This window comes from Desulfotomaculum sp. (assembly GCA_003513005.1).
Classification (GTDB): domain Bacteria; phylum Bacillota; class Desulfotomaculia; order Desulfotomaculales; family Nap2-2B; genus 46-80.
Map to the genome: position 1 here is coordinate 62627 of DOTD01000050.1, position 16375 is coordinate 79001.

At 44.9% G+C, this 16375-nt stretch carries 14 protein-coding genes and 1 tRNA gene; 14 read left to right on the forward strand and 1 reads right to left on the reverse strand.

What is annotated here, in order from left to right:
* The first annotated feature begins 162 nt into the window (after positions 1-162).
* From DEH07_06430 to DEH07_06450, 5 genes are all read left to right on the forward strand, one after another.
* Complete coding sequence (locus DEH07_06430) at positions 163-2127, forward strand: hypothetical protein (GenBank protein HBY04172.1); 1965 nt, start codon at positions 163-165, stop codon at positions 2125-2127.
* Complete coding sequence (locus tag DEH07_06435) at positions 2127-3344, forward strand: threonine ammonia-lyase (GenBank protein ID HBY04173.1); 1218 nt, start codon at positions 2127-2129, stop codon at positions 3342-3344. The genes DEH07_06430 and DEH07_06435 overlap by 1 nt, the downstream gene beginning before the upstream one ends.
* A gap of 272 nt (positions 3345-3616) precedes the next feature.
* The gene (locus DEH07_06440; GenBank protein ID HBY04174.1) at positions 3617-3871 is read left to right on the forward strand and encodes a transcriptional regulator; all 255 of its coding nucleotides are present in this window, start codon (positions 3617-3619) and stop codon (positions 3869-3871) included.
* A 192-nt stretch (positions 3872-4063) separates the two neighbouring features.
* Complete coding sequence (glmU, locus tag DEH07_06445) at positions 4064-5443, forward strand: bifunctional UDP-N-acetylglucosamine diphosphorylase/glucosamine-1-phosphate N-acetyltransferase GlmU (GenBank protein ID HBY04175.1); 1380 nt, start codon at positions 4064-4066, stop codon at positions 5441-5443.
* 49 nt (positions 5444-5492) lie between these two features.
* Complete coding sequence (locus tag DEH07_06450) at positions 5493-6440, forward strand: ribose-phosphate pyrophosphokinase (GenBank protein ID HBY04176.1); 948 nt, start codon at positions 5493-5495, stop codon at positions 6438-6440.
* A gap of 3 nt (positions 6441-6443) precedes the next feature.
* On the opposite strand, the gene DEH07_06455 is transcribed toward DEH07_06450, so the two are convergent.
* A complete protein-coding gene (locus tag DEH07_06455; GenBank protein ID HBY04177.1) occupies positions 6444-7166 on the reverse strand; it encodes a photosystem reaction center subunit H in 723 nt (240 codons plus the stop codon).
* 92 nt (positions 7167-7258) lie between these two features.
* Between DEH07_06455 and DEH07_06460 the strand changes: the two genes are divergently transcribed.
* From DEH07_06460 to DEH07_06500, 9 genes are all read left to right on the forward strand, one after another.
* Complete coding sequence (locus DEH07_06460; protein ID HBY04178.1) at positions 7259-7819, forward strand: aminoacyl-tRNA hydrolase; 561 nt, start codon at positions 7259-7261, stop codon at positions 7817-7819.
* Positions 7820-7883: 64 nt separating this feature from the next.
* A tRNA-Ala gene (locus DEH07_06465) sits at positions 7884-7958 on the forward strand.
* 112 nt (positions 7959-8070) lie between these two features.
* A complete protein-coding gene (locus DEH07_06470) occupies positions 8071-10557 on the forward strand; it encodes a leucine--tRNA ligase (GenBank protein ID HBY04179.1) in 2487 nt (828 codons plus the stop codon).
* 23 nt (positions 10558-10580) lie between these two features.
* A complete protein-coding gene (gene folP, locus DEH07_06475; protein HBY04180.1) occupies positions 10581-11771 on the forward strand; it encodes a dihydropteroate synthase in 1191 nt (396 codons plus the stop codon).
* Between the two features lie 2 nt (positions 11772-11773).
* Positions 11774-12160 (forward strand): dihydroneopterin aldolase, encoded by a 387-nt coding sequence (folB, locus tag DEH07_06480; GenBank protein ID HBY04181.1) that lies wholly within the window; start codon positions 11774-11776, stop codon positions 12158-12160.
* A 106-nt stretch (positions 12161-12266) separates the two neighbouring features.
* Positions 12267-13394 (forward strand): homocitrate synthase, encoded by a 1128-nt coding sequence (gene nifV, locus DEH07_06485; GenBank protein ID HBY04182.1) that lies wholly within the window; start codon positions 12267-12269, stop codon positions 13392-13394.
* Positions 13395-13402: 8 nt separating this feature from the next.
* Complete coding sequence (locus DEH07_06490; protein HBY04183.1) at positions 13403-14674, forward strand: 3-isopropylmalate dehydratase large subunit; 1272 nt, start codon at positions 13403-13405, stop codon at positions 14672-14674.
* Between the two features lie 9 nt (positions 14675-14683).
* Positions 14684-15184 (forward strand): 3-isopropylmalate dehydratase, encoded by a 501-nt coding sequence (locus tag DEH07_06495; protein ID HBY04184.1) that lies wholly within the window; start codon positions 14684-14686, stop codon positions 15182-15184.
* A gap of 31 nt (positions 15185-15215) precedes the next feature.
* Positions 15216-16220 (forward strand): NAD-dependent isocitrate dehydrogenase, encoded by a 1005-nt coding sequence (locus DEH07_06500; protein HBY04185.1) that lies wholly within the window; start codon positions 15216-15218, stop codon positions 16218-16220.
* Positions 16221-16375 lie beyond the last annotated feature (155 nt).

The following is a 16375-nucleotide window of genomic DNA, read 5'->3' on the forward strand; positions in this document are numbered from 1 at the left end:
AAAGTCGCTTTTTGTTTTATAACCAGTAAATAAGCAAGGGAGGACTAAACAATTTTTAAAGCAAATGGTTTTTTCATAGCCGGAACTGATACTAATGTAGGAAAAACAATTTTTGCATCCGGACTTTGCGGCTGCCTCAAACGCAGGTCAGTCGATATCGGGGTGATGAAGCCCGTACAGAGCGGTTTTAAAAAAGCAGCGGATGATTCTAGTCTGGTTGGTGATGCTTTGCTGCTTGCCCGGGCGGCTGATCTTAACTCCGATTTCCAGCATATTAATCCCTACTGCCTGGAGGAATCCCTGACTCCCCGCATAGCAGCTGAACTAGCCGGTGTAAAGATAGATACCGATCTGATTATGGAATCTTTTAATGAATTAAAGAAGAAGCATCAATTTATGGTAGTGGAAGGCGCCGGCGGAATACTTGCCCCGTTGACCGACCGGCTGCTGATGGCTGATCTTATCGTGATGATGGGAATGCCAATAATTATCGTAGCAAGGGCGAATTTGGGGACAATTAATCATACCCTTTTAACGATTTCCTATGCCAGGAGCAGGGGTTTAAACATAGCCGGTGTGGTTATCAGCAGCAGTTTGCCTGAAAGGGGGATTGCAGAAAAGACCAACCCGGATCTGATTTCCGAATTGGGCGGAGTTCCCCTGCTGGGGATAATTCCATATTTGGACAAGCTTGAACAGGAGGACATCATTCAGGCCGTAGACGACTCTTTAAACTGGGAAGTAATCGATACTTATCTGCAAAAAGGAAAGCCTGAACAGGATTTGGACCTGGTTGAGAAGGACAGAAAATATGTCTGGTATCCGTTTACTCAGATGAAGGATTGGGTATCCGGAAATCAGATAATCATTGAGCGCGGTGAGGGCATATCTTTAATCGGCATAGATGGAAGAAGATATTATGATGGTGTGTCTTCTCTTTGGTTAAATGTACATGGACACCGCAGGGCTGAAATAGACCGGGCGGTATCTGCTCAGTTAGGTAAAATTTCGCACAGTACAATGTTGGGTTTAAGCCACAGGGGGGCTATCGAACTGGCTGAACAACTTATCGAAAGCGCGCCGGCCGGGCTGAAAAGAGTGTTTTATTCCGATAACGGCTCAACGTCGGTAGAAGTTGCTTTAAAAATGGCTTTCCAATACTGGCAGCATAAAGGCGTGAAGAACAAAAACAAATTTTTAACTTTAACAAACGCTTACCATGGGGATACTATCGGATCAGTAAGCGTTGGTGGAATTGACATCTTTCACCAGATCTTTCACCCCCTGCTTTTTAAAGCATTAAAAGCTCCTTCCCCTTACTGTTATAGGTGCGTTTTTCAAAAAGAACCGGCCGGCTGCGGTTTTGCCTGTGTTGATGCAACGGAAGAATTGATGAGCAGGAATCATGAGGAACTGGCTGCAATGATTATTGAACCAAAGGTTCAGGGAGCAGGCGGTATTATCGTACAGCCCCCAGGCTATCTTTCCAGGATTAAAGAGCTGTGTAATAAGTATAACCTTCTTTTGATAACTGACGAGGTTGCTACGGGATTTGGAAAAACAGGAAAAATGTTTGCCTGTGAACACGAAAATATATCTCCCGATTTCCTTACTGTCAGTAAAGGAATCACAGGCGGGTATCTTCCTCTGGCAGCCACGATGGTTACCGGGGAAATCTATGACGCCTTTTTAGCCGAACACCGGGAGCGAAAAACTTTTTTCCACGGCCATTCCTATACAGGTAATCCTTTAGCCTGCGCCGCCGCCCTTGCTAACCTGGAGATATTCACGAGGGATAAAGTTATGGAGAAAATGCAGCCCAAAATAGTCTATCTCTCCGGTAAACTCAATGATTTTGCCAAGCTTGAACATGTTGGTGAGATTCGACAGAGCGGTTTTATGGTCGGTATAGAACTGGTCCGGGATAAAAAGACCAAAGAATCGTTTCCAGTTGAAGAAAGAAGGGGAGTCAAAGCCTGTCTGGCAGCGCGGAAAAAGGGTTTGATTATCCGGCCGCTGGATGATGTTGTTGTTTTCATGCCTCCGTTAGCAACCGAACCTGAAGAATTGGATGAAATGATCGAAATACTATATCAAAGTATAGGTTCTGTGGGAGATGATAATTAATGGATCCGGATATGCTGACGATTGAGTCCGTCAGGAAAGCAAGTGAAAGATTGGCGGGCGTAACAAGATCTACACCTTTGGATTATTCCGATACTTTCAGCAGGTTAACCGGCAGCGAACTCTATTTGAAGCTGGAAAACATGCAGAAAACAGGCTCATTTAAAATAAGAGGGGCCTATAATAAGATCTGCTCGCTGAGTGATGCAGAATGTGAGCATGGGGTAATTGCCGCTTCAGCGGGTAATCATGCCCAGGGTGTGGCTTATGCAGCCTCCAAAGCAGGAATAAAAGCAACTATTGTAATGCCTGAAGGGACACCAATTGCCAAAGTCATGGCTACTCAGGGATATGGGGCGCAGGTAGTGCTGGCCGGCGAAGATTATGCTCAAGCTTTTACGCAGGCCAAGATCCTTCAGGAGAAAAAGAGGGCAACATTAATACATAGTTTTGACGATCCGGAGATTATGGCCGGTCATGGAACAATAGCTTTGGAACTAATTTCAGAACTTCCGGACCTGGATGCGATAGTTGTGCCTGTTGGAGGAGGAGGGCTGATTTCAGGAATTGCCCTTGCCATAAAGTCTCTGAAACCCGGAGTATTGGTCTTTGGCGTCCAAACAGCAGAGGCGCCGGCGGCTTATTATTCTTTTAAAGAAAAAGAAATACAAAAGCATTTACCGGGAAGGACGATTGCCGATGGTATAAATGTCCGCCAGCCGGGGTCGATTGCTTTTGAAATACTCAAACGTTACGTTGATGATCTTGTACTTGTCGAGGAGGAAGAAATTGCCGAGGCAATTATGCTTTTGCTGGAGCGATCCAAGTTGGTTGTTGAAGGCGCAGGCGCAGTCGGACTGGCTGCCCTTTTAAATCACCGTTTGCCTGTGGAAGGCAAAAAGGTGGTTTCAATTATAAGCGGAGGTAATATTGACGCAAACAAAATATCAATAATTATCGAAAGAGGTTTGGTCAAATCGGGGCGGCGCCTGCAATTGAATTTGGTAATTCCTGACCAGCCGGGGAGCCTCTCAAAATTAATCTCTTTACTCGCAGGTATGAAAGCGAACCTCATTTCCATAAAACATGACCGGACAAAACCGCAGGTCCCTCTGCAACTGGCAGAGGTTGAACTTGTGCTGGAAACACGCGACAGGGAGCACCTTGATTATATCCTCGAAAGTCTGGCCAGGCAGGGGTACAGCCCGCTTGGTCCGTAGATAAAGAAGGTTCCCCATCTTGGATAACATAGATCGCATGATAAAAATAACCTTCCCAGTGATTGAGTGTCAGTTGCGAAATGGGAAGGTTTTTTCTGAATACTTGAAAATGCTGTAAACAGGCTGATTTTTCCCATGTACAGAATTTGTTGAAATTCGTCTTATAAAAAAAGATTTTAATTTATTAAAAAATTTGAAGGACTTTTTATATTGATGAAGAAAATTAACAAACAGACATAATTTTTTTTTTCCAGGAAGGTGGTGAACTTATTTTGATAGTCACAGACGTAAGGGTTCGCAAGTTACTCAGGGAAGGAAAAATGAAAGCAATCGTATCAGTGACCCTTGATGACATGTTTGTCATACATGATGTGAAAGTGGTTGAGGGAAACAGGGGTCTGTTTGTAGCAATGCCCAGCCGGAAAACCCCTGATGGTGAGTTTCGTGATATTGCCCACCCAATATCTACAATGGCCAGAGAATTAATCCAAAGCGCCGTTTTGCAGGCATACGAAGATGTGGTCTAATTTTTTGAATCAACTTAGATTTATTTTTTAAATAGATTTAGATATTTTAGTGAAAGAGAGCGGTACGGCTCTCTTTTTTATGTTAATTGAGTGGATTAAAGGGAAAAAAAGATTTTTGTTGAATAAGGGAATAGAAGAAAAATAAGAGTATATTGTTTACGGGAAAATAAAGGTTTGGGGTGATATGATTTAATGCAGCGGGCAGCAGTAATTTTAGCGGCTGGTAAGGGTACGCGTATGAAATCCGAGTTGCCGAAGGTTCTTCATAAAATTTGCGGCCGCCCCATGCTCGACTACGTTACGGAGTCCTTAAATAACGCTGGAATAGAAAATATCACTATAGTTGTTGGACATCGCGGGGATATGGTGGCTAAAAACCTGCCGGGAAACATCAGTGTAGTTAATCAGGATCCTCAACTGGGAACGGCTCACGCATTGCTCCAGGCAAAAGAAAGGCTGGAAGGATTTAGCGGTAATTTGCTTGTTATCGGCGGTGATACTCCTCTTATAACACAATCATCCCTTAAAAATCTCCTGGAATACCATGAAAATATTGGAGCCAGGGCAACAGTGCTCACTGCGGAACTTATCGATCCGGGGAACTACGGGCGCGTTATCCGTGAGACCTCCGGCAGAGTTTTAAAGATCGTTGAGCAAAGGGATGCGAGTCAGGAAGAACTTGCCATAAGAGAAATAAATACAGGAATTTATGTTTTTTCAGGTGAAGGGCTCTTTGAGGCGCTTTCAGAGATTAAAAACAATAATGCACAGAAAGAATACTACCTGACAGACCTTATTGAAAAATACGTCAAAGCTGAGCTGCCCGTTGAAGCTTATAAAATAAAAGATGCGGGAGAGATAATGGGGATTAACGACCGCTGTCAGTTAGCGGAAGTAGAATCGAATATGAGACAGAGGATATTGACTGACCTTATGCTGTCCGGTGTAACGGTCATTGATCCAAAAAATACCTATGTTGACAGGGAGGTTAAGGTTGGGCAAGATACAACTATACTTCCTTTTACAATTATTGAGGGGAGAAGTTCTATAGGCCCTAATTGTACAATAGGGCCCGGGACACACCTGATTGATGTTCAGGTAGGGACTGGCGCGGTAATAAGAAACTCTATAATCATGGAGAGCTTAATTGGCAATAACTGTAACATAGGTCCTTTTGCTTATATCCGGCCGGGTTGTGTGCTTGAACAGGAAGTAAAAGTGGGCGATTTTGTTGAGCTTAAAAAAGCTAAAATCGGGGTTAAAAGCAAAGTGCCGCATTTAAGCTATATTGGAGATACCACGATGGGTTCGGAGGTAAACATAGGGGCGGGTACTATAACATGTAATTATGATGGCAGTAATAAATGGCCTACAATGATTGGTAACCGGGCTTTTGTGGGAAGCAACACAAATTTTGTGGCGCCTGTAGAAATCGGATCGGGCGCTGTAATTGGCGCGGGTTCCACGATTACTAAAAATGTGCCCGAAAACACCCTTAGTATCGCCCGGGGCAGACAAAAAAATATTGAAGGATACAACAAAAAAATTACAGCCAAAGAAAAAGATCTTTAAAGATTATAAAAGCAAGAATTTACAGTTTCCGAAAGAGGATGTGTATTAAATGACGTTAAACAAAAGGCTAAAGATTTTTACGGGCAACGCCAACCCGGAATTGGCTGAAGAAATTGCACAGTATCTGGGTGTAACTCTGGGAGAAGCTAAAGTTATCCGTTTTTCAGATGGCGAGGTTCATGTAAAAATTACCGAAAGTGTCCGCGGAGCAGATGTTTTTGTTGTACAACCCACCTCGCAGCCTGTCAACGAACACTTGATGGAACTGTTAATTCTTGTTGATGCTCTGCGAAGGGCTTCGGCAAGGAGGATTACAGCAGTTCTTTCATATTACGGTTATGCCCGTCAGGACCGAAAGACAAGAGCCCGCGATCCAATCACAGCCAAGCTTGTGGCCAATTTAATCACAGCCAGCGGAGCCCGGAGGGTTGTGACGATGGACCTGCACGCCGGCCAGATCCAGGGATTTTTTGATATTCCGGTGGATCATTTGCCGGGTGTGCCTATCTTAGCTCAGTACTTCCTGCAGCAAAAACTGGAGAATGTAATAGTTGTTTCACCTGACCTTGGCGGTGTAACCAGGGCGAGGGAACTTGCTGAACGAATAGGCGCCCGAATTGCAATAATCGACAAGCGCCGCCCCGAACCGAATGTTTCCGAAATAATGAACATTGTAGGAGATGTAAAAGATAAAAACGTTATCATGATAGATGATATGATTGATACAGCCGGTACAATTACCCAAGGCGCCGAGGCTTTAAAAAGAAGATGGGGGGCGAAAGATATTTATGTATGCTGCACACACCCGGTCATAAGTGGCCCTGCCATCCGACTTTTAGAGAAAGCGCCTATTAACGAAGTAATAGTAACTAATACTATCCCTCTGTCACCCGAGAAAAAACTAAGCAAAATTAAGGTTCTTTCAGTAGCTCCCCTTTTGGGGGAAGCGATTATCCGGATTCATGAGGACCTTTCCGTGAGTAAGCTTTTTGACTGATTTTTAATCTCCTTTTTTTGATTCAGTTTCTTCCACGGTTGAATCAGCAGGTATGAGTTCGTCTTTTTCATCTATGATGGCGGATGTTTTATCTAATCTTTTAAATCTTTCCTTAAAAGGACGGCCTATCGCAGAGCCTAACCGGCGGCTTTTCTCAAGAGTTAAAGACCATGTTTGGCCGGCTTTGCCGGCGAATGACCGAATGTTTTCCTGCATGCCGTCATCATTTTTTATCAAATTGGTTTTTGAATCATCTGTGCAGACGGTAACCTGCTTACCCAGGGTACGGATAAAATCTGAATTCAAGTATGCTTTACCTTCCATCAGATCATTAATGATCCCGGTAGATATTTCAAGACCGGCAATTTTTCCATCCTGAGTTTCTATAAAGTATTCGTTAACCTGGCCTATAATGGTTCCGTTTTCCATGACGATACGGGAGCCGATAACATCAATCTTGTCCTTATAATACTTTACTATTTCGGGTAGTGTAGCTCCTTTTTGGATTATGTTGCCTTGTTCAACCGTTACGGCATTTTCTCCAACGCTGCGGACATTACAAAAAGGAATAAATTTTTGTTCTTTAAATAATCCTTTTTCTTCTAAAATCAAGGCGGCTACGGATTTTCGGGATGGATCCACTACCAATCCTTTGACCTTGCCGATTCGCTGACCTTCTTGAAGGCTTATTACCGGCAGGTTTATTAAATGTTTGCTCTTACGCATTTTGCTTGCTTCCCCCTTATAATAAAACAGTTGTCCTTGCTTTATTGATATGCAGATAATGGTCTGGACATTACTTGTCGAGGGTATATAAAATGCTTTTAATAACTGGTTTGGGTAATCCGGGAAATTCCTATTCCAATACCCGTCACAGTATTGGTTTTAAGGTAATCGACTGGTTAGCCCGGGAGCGGGATATAACCAACTGGCGTTTGAAATGCAAGGCTTTGGTGGCAAACACTGAGTTTCAAGAGCAAAAAATTATCCTGGCTAAGCCGCAGACCTACATGAATAATAGCGGTGAGTCTGTAGTCAGCCTGTTGCATTGGTACCGGCTGTCCAATCAGGACTTGATTGTTATTTGCGACGATGTAGACCTGCCTCTCGGCAGGCTGCGCATTCGTGGAAAAGGCGGAGATGGAGGGCACCGTGGGCTGAGATCAATAATTGATCTGGTTGGCAGCAAAGATTTTATTCGCCTTCGAGTTGGCGTAGGCCGGCCTTTGGAACCAGATTTTGAAATGGTGGACTGGGTATTGAGCCGTTTTTCTTCCGAAGAAGCGCTGGTTGTTGAGCAGATGGTTGAAAAAGCTGCGCAGGCGATAAAAACCATTGCAGCCGACGGCATTGAAAAAGCAATGAACATGTATAACTAATATAACATTTTATTGACATTTTCCTATTATATCTTTATAATGAGGTTTTAGTGACTGTACAGATGGGGCTGTGGCGCAGCGGGAGCGCGCTTCCTTGGCATGGAAGAGGCCGCGGGTTCGATTCCCGCCAGCTCCACCATGAGTTTTAAAAGTGGACTTATAAAAGCTGGGCTAAGTATGCCCGGCTTTTTTAAAATTTTAAATTTAACCACAACTGTTACTACTTGTTTGCTATAGGGGGCTAAAAAAATTTGAAAGACAGGTACAATCACCACGAACTTGAGGAAAAATGGCTTAAAAAATGGGAGGCCGGGGATTTATACAGAGTTGGGGACTTTGGCGAGCGTCCCGGATTCTATTGTCTGGAAATGTTTCCCTACCCGTCAGGAAAGCTGCATATGGGCCATGTAAGGAATTACTCCATCGGTGATGTTGTAGCAAGGTTTAAGACCATGCAGGGGTATGATGTTTTACATCCTATGGGCTGGGACTCCTTCGGCCTGCCTGCCGAAAATGCTGCTATCAAACACGGCGATATTCATCCTGCCGACTGGACTACTGAAAATATAAACACTATGCGGGAACAGTTAAAACAGCTTGGCTTTAGTTATGACTGGCGCCGTGAAGTGGCTACTTCTCACCCCGGATATTACAAATGGACACAGTGGCTTTTTCTGCAGCTATACAACCGCGGGCTTGCTTACAGGAAAAGGGCTGCAGTAAACTGGTGCCCTTCATGCGCAACAGTCCTGGCAAACGAACAGGTTGTCGGGGAAGGTGTTTGTGAACGCTGCAAAACGGAAGTAGAAAAAAGGGAGCTTGAGCAGTGGTTTTTTAGAATTATAGATTATGCCCGCCGCCTTTTAGATGACTTAACTCTTCTTGAAGGATGGCCCGAAAAAGTTAAGATAATGCAAGATCATTGGATTGGCCGGAGCGAAGGGACATTAATCAAATTTCCTGTGGCTGGTTCCAATGAGGAAATAGCAGTTTTTACTACCCGTCCTGACACTATTTTCGGGGTAACCTATATGGTGCTTGCTCCCGAACACCCCTTTGTAGAAAAATTAATCGAAGGCAAGGAACAGGCTGACGCCGTCCGTTCATTTGCCAGCCGGGTAAGCAGGCTGGGCGAAATAGTGCGGACATCCGTTGATACGGAAAAAGAAGGGCTTTTTACTGGAGCATATTGTATAAATCCCTTAAATGGCGCCACTGTGCCGGTTTTGGTAGCCAATTATGTGCTGTATGAGTATGGCACAGGGGCTGTCATGGGTGTTCCTGCGCATGATCAGAGGGATTTTGAATTTGCCCGTAAATACGGCTTGCCTATATGTCTTGTTATAAAGCCGCCGGAGAAGGAACTTGGACCTGAAACAATGGAAGAGGCATATGAGGAAGAAGGAATTATGGTCAACTCCGGAATATTTGACGGGCTGACCAGCGGTAAAGGGAAAGAGACCGTTACTGATTACCTTCAGGAGAAAGGACTTGGCGGCCGGAGAGTGAACTATCGTCTGCGTGATTGGCTGATTTCCAGACAACGCTACTGGGGCGCCCCGATTCCGATAGTCTACTGTAATAACTGCGGTGTTGTGCCGGTTCCGGAAAACCAATTGCCTGTTTTACTGCCCAGGAATGTGGCTTTTAAACCAACAGGGCAGTCTCCGTTAGCCGATTGTCCGGATTTTTTGCAGACCAGCTGCCCCAGCTGCGGAGGCGCGGCAAAGAGGGAAACCGATACCATGGATACTTTCATGTGTTCATCATGGTATTACTACCGTTATACAAGTCCCAGGGAAGAAAATAAAGTCTGGGATAAAGCCAAAGTAAACAGGTGGCTCCCGGTTAACCAGTATATTGGCGGAGTGGAGCACGCTGTTCTGCACCTGCTTTATTCACGTTTCTTCACCAAAGTTCTTTATGATTTGGGTCTGGTTGACGTAATGGAGCCTTTTACCAACCTGCTGACCCAGGGAATGGTCCTCAAAGACGGGGCAAAAATGTCCAAATCCAAAGGAAATGTAGTCAGCCCGGAAGATATTATTAAAAACTATGGCGCTGATACTGCCCGTTTGTTTATCCTGTTTGCCGCTCCACCGGAAAGGGATCTTGAATGGAGTGACCAGGGTGTCGAAGGGTGCTACCGTTTTCTAAACCGTCTTTGGCGGTTGGTCGTACCTTTAGCGGATAGTTTATCAGGCATATCCGACCAGGTTCCTGTCCGGAACCTAACGGTTGATGAAAGACAAATGCGCCGTTTAACGCACCAGACCATCAAAAAAATTACGGATGATATATCGGACAGGTTTAACTTCAACACGGCGGTAAGCGCGATTATGGAGCTCGTTAACGGAATCTATAAATATAAAGAAGAAAACGGAAATCACAAACCCGAAGTTTTAAAAGAGGCCGTTAAAAACTTGCTGTTGCTGTTAGCGCCATTTGCGCCATTCATTACCGAAGAATTATGGGAGGCGATCGGCGGGAAGGAAAGCATTCACAAGCAGAGCTGGCCTGTATATGATTTGGAGGCAATGGCTGAAGAAGAGGTGGAGATTGTCATCCAGGTAAACGGAAGAATTAAAGAAAGGATGACAATTAATCCTGGAGTTTCGGCTCAGGAGATGTCCGAGTATGTGCTCGCGCAGCCACGGATCCAACAGCTTATTGAGGGAAAACAAATTGTCAAGGTGATTCCTGTGCCGGGCAAGCTTGTTAATATAGTCGTTAAATAAGAAGAATATAAGGTAAGGGTTGAATGGAAGTAAGAAATTTGTTTTTTAACAACGAAGGTGAAGCTTTAGCACAAATTTTTGAAATAGGCGCGGACAAACTTGGGGGTCGCTTGATGGCCCCCAAGGGTGTTTTTCGTGTGCTTAAATTAAACGGTTTAACTCCTGTGCAGGCCAACATTCTTAAGCAGGAAATGCTGGCCAGGGGCGCAGAAGCAGCGGTGAGCAGGGGGGTAATTGACGGCAGCGCCTCCAGTACGGATGTTGTTTTAATGGGAACTTCAAGTCAGTATAAAGCTGTCCTGCTGAAACTTAAAATGCAGGCTTTCGGTTTGCCCAAACTTGCGGATCAGATTGAAGAAGTACTGGATAATCTGGAGAAACGGCCGGCCAAACTGTCATGTAAGGATAGGGATCTTTATCTCGGGAAACGTACTCTGTTAATGGGTATTTTAAATACTACTCCTGATTCGTTTTCTGACGGGGAGGTTTATCTGGACCCCGGGAAGGCGGAAGAACGGGCCTTCCGAATGGTTGAGGAAGGCGCTGACATAATCGACGTGGGTGGTGAATCAACCAGACCGGGTTATACAGCCGTATCTCTTGAGGAAGAACTGAAAAGAGTTATGCCGGTATTGAAAAGGATCTCGGGAAAGATACCCGTACCTGTTTCAATTGATACCAGCAAGGCTGAAACGGCGCGCCGGAGCCTGGAAATGGGAGTCCAGATAGTAAATGATCAGCAAGCCCTCAGGGGAGATCCGCAAATGCCGGGTATTGTCGCCCAATATAAAGCAGCGGTTATAATCATGCATAATCAGCAGGGAACGGAATATAAAGACATGCTAGGCGAGATGGTTCACTATTTCAGGGAAAGCATGGATATAGCTGAAGCAGCAGGTATTAACCGTGACGCGATTGTCATAGACCCGGGGGTTGGTTTTGGAAAAACCGCAGAAGGCAACCTGGAGGCAATATTAAAACTGCCGGAGCTGGCTTGTTTGGGCAGGCCGGTTCTGGTAGGCACATCCCGTAAATCAGTTATCGGCAAAGTGCTCGATCTTCCTGTGGATCAGCGCTTGGAAGGCACAGCAGCGACAGTTGCTCTATCAATTGCCGGGGGCGCCGATATAGTGCGTGTACACGATGTAAAAGAAATGGCGCGAGTGGTAAAGATGGCGGATGCTGTTGTAAGGCGGAATTTTGGAAAGGATTAATAATGGATCGGATTATCCTTAAAGGAATGAAATTTTACGGCTATCACGGGGTGTCGCCCCGGGAAAGGGAACTGGGAGGAAACTTTGTGGTAGACGTCGAATTATATCTTGATTTAAAAAAGGCTGGCCGTGAAGACGATATTTCCCTTACTGTTGATTACAGCCGGGTTTTCGGGATTGTTAAAGAAAAGATAACCTGCCGGTCTTATAACCTCCTTGAGGCGGCGGCCGAGGAGATCTCAAGCGACATTCTGAAAAGCTTTCCTGTTCGGGAAACAGTGGTCGGGATCAAAAAAATCAACACAGGATTGGAAGGTTCTTATGAATATATGGGGGTGGAAATTAGAAGACAGTCTTCATTAAAACAGAATGAGGGTAAGGGTAATTAGTTTAATGTATACAATATTTAATAGTTAAACAACTTTTCAGCTGACTGTTTTCATGGTATATTTTTAAGCGAAAAAGATCTCGACCTATAAAAAGAGGTGAATTGGCATGAATGAAAGGAAAATTACTATTGTTGACACCACTTTGCGTGATGGTGAACAAACTGCCGGGGTTGTTTTTGCAAACCGGGAGAAATTAAGAATTGCCCGTTTTTTAGACGAAATGGGTGTGCACCAGATTGAAGCCGGCGTACCTGTCATGGGTGGCGATGAGAAGGAAGCGATAACCAGTATTTGCAGGGCTGGATTAAAGGCAAGCATTATGGCTTGGAACAGGCCGGTAATCAGCGATATCGAAGCTTCTCTGGAATGTGGCGTAGATGCTGTGGCTATTTCAATCTCTACGTCAGATATTCATATCAAGTATAAGCTGCAGGCAAGCCGCGAGTGGGTTCTGGAAAAGATGGTTAAAGCCGTGGAGTTTGCAAAAAAGCATGGAATGTACATTTCCGCAAACGCCGAGGATGCTTCCCGCACGGATATGGATTTTCTCATCCAATACGCAAAGACTGCCAAAGAGGCCGGCGCGGATCGTTTGCGCTACTGCGATACGGTTGGAATACTTGATCCGTTTACAACATTTGAACGCGTTTCAACAATAATTGAAAAAGCGCAGATAGAGGTTGAAATGCATACTCATGATGATTTCGGTATGGCAACGGCAAACACAGTAGCCGGTGTAAAGGCAGGCGCAAACTATGTTGGCGTAACCATTAACGGTCTTGGCGAACGGGCCGGCAATGCTGCATTGGAAGAAGTAGTGATGGCTTTAAAGCACATCCTGAAAATGGATTTAAGTTTTAAAACGGAGATGCTTCACGAGGTGTCTGATTATGTCTCCCGCGCGTCGGGAAGGGAACTTCCTTCCTGGAAAGCCATCGTGGGTACTAATATGTTTGCCCACGAGTCAGGTATTCATGCGGACGGAATGATGAAGAATCCTAAAACTTATGAGGCCTTCCACCCGGAAGAGGTTGGTTTGCAGCGTCAGATTGTGATAGGGAAGCATTCTGGCACAGCGGCTTTGAAGGCTAAATTTGCGGAATACGGTATTCACCTTAGTGAATTTAAGGCACAGGAGCTTCTTGCCAAAGTCAGGTCATATTGTGTTTCTTTAAAACGCCCCCTGTTTGATAAAGAATTAATGTATATATATGAAGATTATTTTGGAGAGTAGGTATCAAGTTGGGTCAAACAATTATTGAAAAAATTCTTTCTTCACACAGTAATTCCCAGGTATTTGCAAACGATCTTGTTGTTGCGGAAGTAGATTATATTATGGGCCAGGATGGTACCTCCCCCTTGACAATAAAGGCGTTTCAGGAAATGGGGGGTGAAAAGATTTTTGATCCCGGAAAAGTTATTTTTGTGATTGATCATAATGCTCCCAGCCCGAACGAGGGCGTATCAGAACTCCATAAAATGATGAGAGATTTTGCCCGGCAAAAGGGAATATATACCTGCGACGTTGGGGAGGGAGTCTGCCACCAGCTTGTACCGGAAACAGGCGCTGTGGGACCCGGTTCGCTGGTTATCGGCGCGGATTCACATACCTGCACATATGGCGCCTTAAACGCTTTTTCAACAGGTGTCGGTTCGACGGATTTGGCCGCTGCTCTAATCTCAGGGCGAATGTGGTTTAAAGTACCTGACACTTTGAAAATAATCTGCCATGGAGAACTTCCTCCAGGCGTGTATTCAAAAGATTTAGTTTTATATCTAACAGGCCAGATAACTGCAGATGGCGCAACCTACTTATCGGTAGAGTATACAGGGCAGGCCATTTCAGCTCTTTCCCAGGACGCCCGCTTTACTATATCCAACATGGCGGTTGAAATGGGCGCTAAAGCAGGTCTGATGGCGGCAGATGAAAAAACTTTTTCATGGCTGGAGAGTTTTACAAATAAGAAATATCAGCCTGTGGAGCCGGATCCTGACGCTAAATACTTCAGAATTGAAGAGTATGACGTGAGTAAACTTGAGCCGCATGTGGCCAAGCCGCACACCGTTGACAACGTCTGTCCGGTCGGGGACGTATCTGGTACGGTAATCAACCAGGTTGTTATAGGAACCTGTACGAATGGCCGTCTGGAGGATTTGCGAATCGCCGCCGGAATTTTAAAAGGCCGGAAATGCAATAAAGATATCCGGCTCATTGTAGCTCCGGCTTCAAGGAAAATAATGCTGGATGCGATAAGAGAAGGAATCGTTGAAACACTGGTCGAAAGCGGGGCTGCTTTTGTAACACCGGGTTGCGGCCCGTGCGTCGGAACACATAATGGTGTGCCCTCTGACGGCGAGGTCGTTATTTCAACCGCCAATAGAAACTTCAAGGGGCGGATGGGAAATTCAAAAGCTTACATTTATTTGGCTTCCCCGGCAACGGCCGCAGCTTCTGCAATTACTGGACGAATTACCGATCCAAGAGAATTTCTAAAAAGAGAATTTCTAAAGTAGGTGACTTAAATGTTCTTCGAGGGCAATGCCCATAAGTTCGGCAATGATATCAATACTGACTATATAATTTCAGGTAAATATAAATTTAAAACACTTAACATGGTTGAGTTAGCCAGTCATGTTATGGAGGATCTGGATCCCGATTTCAGCAATAAAGTAACACCTGGAGATTTTATAGTAGCCGGGACCAACTTCGGCTGCGGTTCATCACGGGAGCAGGCGCCCCTGGTTGTAAAATATGCCAAGATCAGCGCCGTTCTGGCCAAATCTTTCGCCAGAATTTTCTACCGCAATGCAATAAACACAGGCTTACCGGTTGTTGAATGTGATACTGATCTGATTGGTGAAGGTGATGTTTTGGAAGTTGATCTTTCTCAGGGGTTTGTCAAAAATAAAAGCAGCGGCGTTTCCATTCCTATCAAACCGCTGCCTGATGTGATGATTAAAATCTTAAACGACGGTGGTTTGAGCGCCCATTTCAAAAAGTATGGCGGTTTCAGCTTTGAATAGAAAAGATAAATAATTAGCTGGAGGCATTGAAGTGGCTCAACACAAAATTACTTTAATTCCGGGGGACGGTATTGGTCCTGAAATAGCCGAGGCAGCCCGCGGGGTAATTGAGGCTACCGGTATAGATATACAATGGGAAATTGTTCAGGCGGGAGCAGGAGTTATCGGTGAATACGGCACACCTTTGCCGGAACATGTTCTTGAATCAATCAAACGAAACCGGGTGGCCTTAAAAGGGCCTCTTACCACACCGATAGGAACTGGTTTCCGCAGTATCAACGTGGCCTTGCGTCAGGAACTTAACCTGTATGCAAATATAAGACCTGCAAGAAGTTTGCCGGGTATTTCGAGCCGTTACGAGCATGTTAATCTTATTGTGGTAAGGGAGAATACCGAGGATTTATATGCGGGTATTGAGCACAGGGTAGGTAAAAATGCCGCTGAAAGCATTAAGATTATTACCAGGGAGGCCTCGGAACGGGTAGCCCGCCACGCCTTCGAGATGGCCAAAAGAGAAAACCGTAAGAAGGTTACAGTTGTACATAAAGCTAATATCATGAAATTTACCGACGGCCTGTTTTTGGAATGCGCCAGGGAAGTGAGTAAGGATTACCCGGAGATTGAGTTTGACGAAATGATTGTTGATGCAATGTGTATGAAACTCGTGCAAACGCCTGAGAATTATGATGTTCTGCTTACTCCCAATCTTTACGGTGATATTATCAGCGATCTTTGCGCTGGACTTGTCGGTGGCCTGGGTGTTGCTCCGGGCGCAAACGTTGGCTTCGACGCTGCGGTGTTCGAACCGGTGCACGGCAGTGCGCCGAAGCATGCGGGTTTTAACCGGGTAAATCCGCTGGCGATTATTCTCTCCGGTATTATGATGCTCAAGCATATTGGGGAAAATGACGCCGCAGAACGGATAACAAAAGCGGTTGAAGAGGTGCTTGTTGAAGCAGCGCATCTAACATATGACCTTCACGGGAGCGCATCAACAAGCGAAATGGCTGACGCTATAATAAATAAAATGAAATAAAAAAATTCAGTAAAACCATGCCTACCGGGTTAACTTAAGAATACAAGGGGACGGTTCTTGTGTATTAACCAAAAATACACAAGAAGAACGAAATCGCTTCGCGATGGTCTTAGATAAAAAATAATATATCACAGAATAATTGATATAAAAAATGA